The following is an 8,075-nucleotide window of genomic DNA, read 5'->3' on the forward strand; positions in this document are numbered from 1 at the left end:
CTGATTAGCACGGCGGTTCAGTTCGCCATAGCGAATAGTTTGCTCTTCAAATATCACGGCGGGGGCATTGGGTTGTTGCTCTGCCAGTGCTTCAAACTGAGGGTGGATTAAGGTGTTTGGCGGGAAATCCACCTGTGTGGCATTGAAATCCACCAGTAATTGCTGTTCCGATTCTGGCATTATCGGCAGAGTGACAATGCGTTGCGTTTCATCAGTGACCATGGCTACCAGTATATTTTTTAAGTAGCTAACCATACGCTCAATAGTGGCTAAATCGAACAAATCAGCAGCATAGGTTATAGCACCGACTAAACCAGATTCGGTTTCAGTGAGTGATAATGTGATGTCAAAATAGGCACCATGATATGCCTGTTCAATTGATGAGAGCTGTAAATCAGGTAATACCAAGTTCTGAGCGGGTGTGTTGTTCAAGGTCAGCATTACCTGAAAGATGGGACTGTAGCTTAAGTTACGTTCAGGCTGGAGTGCTTCCACGACCTGTTCGAAAGGCAGATCCTGATGAGCATAGGCGGCAAGTGCTCGTTTCCGAACTTGTGCGTGCAGATCTGCTATCTTGAGGTCATCATTGAATTTAACACGTAAGGCCAGCGTATTGACAAAGAATCCAATCACTCCTTCAAGCTCATGGTGTGGGCGGTTGGCGACTGGGGTGCCGATGACAATATCATCCTGACCACTAAGCCTGGCGAGTACAATACTCCAGCCAGCCAGTAGGGTCATAAATAAGGTGCTATTATGGCGCTGTCCAAGTTCTTTAAGTGACGCCAACAACGCGGCATCAAGCTGGAAAGAGGCTTGGCCGCCAACATAGGTTTGTATGGCTGGGCGTGGCCGATCCGTGGGGAGCGTCAGTAAAGTCGGCACACCTTCAAGCTGAGCACACCAGAAATCACGTTGTGTCGCGAGGGTCGTTTCTTGTAGTTGCACATGTTGCCAAACGGCATAATCAGCATACTGGATGGGCAGTGGTGGTAAAGGATCTTCATTGCCATCAAGCGCCGCACGGTAGAAAATTCCCAATTCTCGCACTAGTACACTAAGAGACCAACCATCGGTGATAATGTGATGCAGGGTCAACAGCAAGACGTGCTCTTTGTCTGCCAGTTGCAGCAGTTGGCCGCGAATAAGTGGTCCTTGCGCGAAATCGAAGAGAGTTTGAGATTCGAGTTGGATAAGCTCGTCAACCCGATGGGTATGCAAGGCTGGATCAAGCTGGCACAGGTTGTGGCAGGACAAGGTAAAACCGATGTCAGCGGGTTCAATGTATTGGTAAGGTTGCCCCTCAATCAATATAAAGCGAGTGCGCAGGCTTTCATGGCGGGCAACCAGACGATCAAGGGCAACAGCCAAGGCATGATGATTAAGTGAACCGGTCAGGCGTAGTGCCGCAGGCAAATGGTAGGCCTGACTCGCTGCCGGATCGAGCTGACTGAGGAACCATAAACGTTGTTGGGCAAAGGACAGAGGTAATGGCTGGTTGCGGTCAGCAATGGGAATAACAGGCGGAGTCGTTGTAGCCGTTCTAGCCAGCGTATGAGCGAGTGTCATTAGAATGGGTTGGTCAAAGAGGGTCTGTAACGGCAACTCCCGTGCCAACATCTGGCGAATACGAGCAACAAGCTGGACGGCAAGTAGAGAATGTCCACCCAGCTCAAAGAAATGATCGTGACGGCCAACACGTTCCAGTCCTAGCAAGTCTTGCCAGATTTGTGCCAACGCCGTTTCTATTTCACTGACAGGCGCTTCGTCGCTGCGCGTCACTACGGCAGCAGCATCCGGCACAGGGAGCGCCTGTCGGTTGAGTTTACCGTTAGGCGTTAACGGGAAAGTGGCTAACGTGACAAAAGCGCTGGGCAGCATATAGTCGGCAAGGTACTGACTGAGTTGCTGACGCAATTCAGCGGGCACCAGTTCAGCACCATCCTGTGGCCGCAGATAGGCAACCAACTGTTTTTGCCCTGGTTCATCTTCGCGGGCGATCACTACTGCTTCACGCACCCCATCACACAGCATCAGTTGTGCCTCTATTTCTCCCAATTCGATGCGGAAGCCGCGCAGCTTGACCTGAAAATCATTGCGGCCAAGGTATTCGATGTTGCCATCGGGCAACCAGCGGCCGAGGTCACCGGTTTTATACATACGTGCGCCTGATTCTGAAGAAAACGGATTGGCAAGGAAGCGTTCAGTGGTCAGTTCAGGTTGGTTTAGATAACCGCGAGCCAGACCAATGCCGGCGATATAAATTTCCCCCGTGACACCAAAGGGAGTGAGTTGCCCTTGGGAATCGAGAATGTAGCTTTGGGTATTGGCGATGGGGCGGCCAATCACTGAAACTGGCGGTACACCTGATTGAGCAGAATATTCATACCAAGTGGCATCACCATTGATCTCGGACGAACCATAGAAATTAAGGAGACGGAGCCAGGGATACTCAGTGACTACTTGTTGTGCTAACTCAGGTGCAAGCCGTTCTCCGCTGCAAATCAACATTTTAATTGATTTCAGATAATGACCTTTATCGCCTTGTTTATCACTACCTTGTATCAATATTTTCAAGAGGGAAGGTACGACGACCAAGTAGTTAACATCAAAACGCTGCAAGCCTTCACTGAAACGGACAGGATCTTTGACTTCGTGGTTATCAAAAACTACCAGTTTGCCCCCTGCCAGCAGCACGCCCAGGGTTTCAGTGACTGAATCGACAAAGCTGATACTGGTTTTCAGCGCTCCAACTAATGGCGGGGTTGCGATATCTCGGACGAACCACAGTAGCCGATTGCATAAGGCTTGGTGACTACTCATTACCCCTTTGGGCAGACCGGTGGAGCCAGAGGTATAAACAACATAGGCTAGATGATGGGCAGTCAGACCTGATACCTCTGGATTGTGATCTGGCTGTGCTTCCATGACGGAATCTTGGACATCAAGTGTGATGATAGGAATAGCATCAGTTGATTCAGTACTTGTAAAAATATCAAGCCATGCTCTTTGGGTCAGTACCACCGCTGGTGCCGAGTCTTCAAGCATATAGGCCAGTCGTTCGGCAGGATAAGCCGGATCAAGTGGCACATAAGCCCCACCAGCCTTGAGGATACCAAGCAAACCAACCACCATTTCCAGACTGCGTTCGACACTCATCGCGACACGATCGTCTGGGCGTACACCCAACGTCATTAAATGATGCGCTAAACGATTGGCATGGCGATTGAGTTCACCATAGCTAAGTGACTGTTCACCGGACACCACGGCGATAGCGTCGGGATGCTGTATCGCTTCTATTTCAAACAGTTGGTGAATCAGGGCATCCTGCGGAAAATCGGTTTGTGTGGCATTGAAGCCTGCCAGCAGTTGTTGTTCCAGGGCAGGCAGGATCGGCACGTGCAGAATGGGTTGCTGTGGGTTATGAGTGAGTGCATCAATAAGACCGCTGATGGCAGTGATCAGATAATGGGTTATGCGTGCAGGATCAATATTCGTCACAGTTTGGGCAGTTAAGTGGAAACCAACCCCCATATCATCCACTGATAGCGTGATTGGATAGTTGGTTCGTTCTTCTGCCGCCAAAATGCGTATCCCGGTCCAGGCCGAGTCGACCGTTTCTACTTCACCAGATTGACTGTGACGATAATTCAATAAGGCACTGAACAACGGTATCGGTTGGGTCACGCCACTGCATCGTTGTGCCAGCGATAATGGGGCCTGTTCATGTTCTAATAACAGGGTCAGATTGCGGTAGGTGGCCTGTACTACTTCTTGCACGCTGAGTCCGGTCAGAGTAATCCGTATCGGCAGCGTGTTAATAAACATACCCAATATTTTGTTGGCTCCTGCGATCCCCTGCAAACGCCCCAATAATACCGAGCCAAAGACCACATCGTAATGACCGCTGGTTTGAGCCAACACTTGCGCCCACGCGACATGAAACAGGACGCCGGGACTGATGCCTAAACGGCGAGCCTGAGAACGAATCGCCTTTGCCAAAGTGGGATCAAGCGGCAGACTGTGTTCGTTGATAGCCCGATTATCGTTGGGTACGTTGAGTATCCCGTAGGGAGCGGTTGGCTCCTCAATATCAGCCAGTTGGTCACGGAAATAGGCTTCATGCTCTGCTACTGGCACACTTAATGTCCGGGCAATAAAGTTGCGATAAGGTAAGGCAGTGGGCAGCATGGCGGCATTTCCCTGCAACACGTGGGCAATCTCAGCGAAAATCAGCTCCAGTGTCATATGATCACTGACCAGATGATGAAAACGCAAAGATAACAACCACTCATTGTGTACAGGATCATGGGCGATATCTGCGGCGAACAGCGGCGCGCGGCTCAGATCGAGGCGATGTTGGCGCGGATCTGTGCCAGCACGTAGTTGCGATAAAACATCGCTTTCCGTGGTCGGGGTGAAGACATTGATATACAGCGATGCCTGACGCCAAACCACCTGAACTGGCTGGGCCAGATCTTGCCAATAGGCGGCAGTTCGCAGAATGTCATGGCGATCGATAATGTGTTGCAGTGCAGCTAAAAAGGCATCAAGACGTTCGCGGGTATCGAACGCGAGCAGGCTTTGCAGCAGATAATCATCACCTTGTGTCTGTAGCAAGTGCTGGAAGAGAATGCCTGTCTGTAACGGTGCCAGTGGATAGATATCCTGCACATTGGCGGCTCCTCCCGGTACAGCCGCGACGATGGCATCAATCTCGTTTTGGGGCAACGAAACCAGTGACAGCATATCCGGGGTAATGGAAGTACAGCCTGCGGGAATAAGCTGGGGTGGCACGTCGAAAGTGCAGGTATTGTCTTGATATGCCAGGATGGTTTGCGCCAGCTCACTGAGGATCGGGGTCGCGAACACACTGCGCACGTCAAGCCGCCAACCCAGGTTATGCAGTTGTTCAATAAGGTTGATGATCATCAATGAGTGCCCGCCGAGTTCAAAGAAATGGTCATGACGACCGACTCGTTCCAGTCCCAGCAAATCTTGCCAGATCCGGGCTAAAGACGTTTCTATCTCTCCGACCGGCGTTTCATAGCCGCGAGCTATCACCGCAGATGTATCGGGGGCAGGCAGGGCCTGACGGTCAAGTTTGCCATTAGAATTCAGCGGGAAAGTTTCCAATGTCACAAAGGCGCTGGGTAACATATAATCGGCCAGGTGTTGGGCGAGTTGCTGACGCAATTCGGCCGGCACCAGCTCGGCACCATCCAGAGGCCGCAGATAGGCGACTAGCCGTTTCTGCCCCGGCTCATCTTCACGGGCAATCACCACGGCTTCGCGCACCCCGTGACACTGCATAAGCTGTGTTTCGATTTCCCCCAGTTCGATACGGAAACCGCGTAGTTTGACCTGAAAATCATTGCGACCCAGATATTCGAGATTGCCATCAGGCCGCCAACGACCCAGATCGCCGGTTTTATACATACGCGCGTTCGGTTCTGAAGAGAAGGGATCGTTTAGGAAGCGTTCGGCCGTCAGTTCAGGCCGATTCAGATAACCACGGGCCACGCCAGCACCGGCGATATAAATTTCACCGCTAACCCCAAGAGGAACGGGCTGACCGGTAGCGTCAAGGATATAGATCTGGGTATTGGCGATGGGGCGGCCAATATGAGAAACAACATTTGTTGTCCGATGCATGCGTGTCCAGGTTGAATACGTTGTCGTCTCCGAAGGGCCATAGAGATTGCAGATATCTTCTACCTCTGAATGGGCAAACAGATGTTCAACGATATGGGGTTTCAACGCTTCACCCGCCAAATTAATGGTTTTAACGGTGGGAGGAATGGCGTTTGTCTCGCTCAAATGTGCGATGGCCGACGGCACCGTATTAATCAGGCTGATCGCCTGTTCTGTCGAAGAGGACTTAGTCGTGATTAACGACAGGGCATCAGGAACAATATGAACTGTGCCACCAGAAATCAGTGGCGCAAAACATTCGTACACGGACAAATCAAAATTAAATGAAGTCGCGAACAGGGTATGAGCCAAGGCTTCGGGGCGAAAAGCTCGTTGAGCCCAGGTCAGGAAATTCACGGTATTGCGATGGGCAATCGCAACCCCTTTGGGTGCTCCGGTGGAGCCTGACGTGTAGATCACGTAAGCCAGATGCTTTGACGTTAAGCCCAGTGATTGCGCATCGGGATTGCCTATTGATTGACTTAAGGGTTCGTGATTGTCATTGTCGAGTAAATTATCGATGAATACCGTAGGTACAGAGTGAGCCAGTCTGTCGGATAGTTTTTTCTGCGTGATGACCACGACGGGAGCTGCATCCTCAAGCATATAGGCTAATCGATTTGTTGGATAAGCGGGATCGAGCGGGACATAAGCGCCACCTGCCTTGAGAATAGCCAGCAATCCTACCACCATTTCTAAACTGCGTTCGACACAGAGAGCGATTCGATCGTCTGGATGTACCCCCAGAGTAATCAAATGATGAGCCAGATGATTGGCATAACGGTTCAATTCCCCATAGCGGAGAGACTGTTCTCCACACACTACCGCAGTCGCATTCGGCGTTTGTGCAGTTTGCGCTTCGACCAGTTGATGGATCAGGGCTTCCTGTGGGAAATCAGTTTGAGTGGCGTTGAATTCCACCAACAATTGGTGCCGCTCCGATGCTGACAATATAGGCAGGCTGGCAATAGTCTGTTCGGCATCTCTTGTCATTGCCACAAGTACCCGTTTCAAATAGCCGGCCATACGCTCTATCGTTGAGGAATCAAACAGATCAACAGCATATTCCAGTTCTCCGAACAGACCCGATTCGGTTTCGGTCAGCGACAAGGTTATATCGAAGTGGGTATTGTGGCGTGCTTGTTCAATTTGAGTGAGTTGGAGGCCCGGTAACGTCAGGGTTCTGGCGGGCGTATTGTTTAAAGCCAACATCACTTGGAAGATCGGGCTGTAGCTTAGGCTGCGTTCAGGCTGGAGCGCTTCCACCACCTGTTCAAAAGGCAGATCCTGATGGGCATAGGCGGCAAGCGCCCGTTCCCGAATCTGGGCAAGCAAATCCGCCACATTGAGATTACCCTTGAAGGTGACACGCAAGGCCAGCGTATTGACAAAGAAACCGACCAGCCCCTCAAGCTCACGGTGCGGGCGGTTGGCGACTGGCGTGCCGATGACAATGTCATTCTGTCCACTAAGTCGGGCGAGTACAATACTCCAGGCTGCCAGTACAGTCATAAACAGAGTCGTGTGATGCCGTTGTCCAAATGACTTAAGTGATGCCAGCAAGGCCGCATCAAACTGAATAAGCACCTGTTTACCTGCATAAGTCTGTACGGAGGGGCGTAGCCGATCCGTGGGCAGTGTCAGCAAGGCTGGGGCGCCCTTAAGTTGCGTACACCAAAAATCGCGTTGTTTGGCAAGGACGGTGCCTTGTAACCACTCGCGCTGCCAGACGGCATAGTCAACATACTGAAAGGGCAGTGACGGAAGCGGATCATCATGGTTGTCGAGAGCCGCACGATAGAGCGCACCTAGTTCGTGCACCAGCACCCCGATAGACCAGCCGTCAGAAATGATGTGATGCTGGGTGAGCAATAACACATGTTCTTCATCCGTTAGTTGTAACAGTTGGCCGCGGATCAATGGGCCTTGGGTCAGGTCGAAAGGTGTCTGTGCTTCAAGGGCGGTCAGTTCGGCGAGACGGTGAGTGCGCGTTTCGGTGTCTAACGGACGCAGATCATGGCAGGACAGGGTAAAGCCCATATCAGAAGAATCAATGTATTGGCAGGGCTGGCCCTCAATCAGCATAAAGCGGGTACGCAGGCTTTCGTGACGCGCAATCAGGCGTTCGAACGTGTTAGTCAGGGCATCACGGTTAAGTTGGCCCGTCAGGCGCAGCGCTATTGAAAGATGATAGGCCAAACTGGCGACAGGATCGAGTTGGTTAAGGAACCACAGCCGCTGCTGGGCGAAGGACAATGGCAGAGGAAGATCACGGGCTGCCTGCTTGATGGGTGGCCGCTTCTGATGATGCTTGTTATGTCGTAATTGCTCTTTAATTTTCTTTTGTAAAACAGCACGTTTCAGGTTATCGCGGTTCATGT

Annotated in this window: 1 protein-coding gene; it reads right to left on the bottom strand. The window is 51.4% G+C overall.

Going from position 1 to position 8,075, the window contains the following annotated elements:
* The coding region (locus Xets_RS10610; protein ID WP_187651627.1) for an amino acid adenylation domain-containing protein at positions 1 to 8,073 on the bottom strand (8,073 nt) is incomplete at its 3' end.
* Positions 8,074 to 8,075 lie beyond the last annotated feature (2 nt).

The organism is Xenorhabdus sp. TS4 (assembly GCF_014467265.1).
GTDB classification, from domain to species: domain Bacteria; phylum Pseudomonadota; class Gammaproteobacteria; order Enterobacterales; family Enterobacteriaceae; genus Xenorhabdus; species Xenorhabdus ehlersii.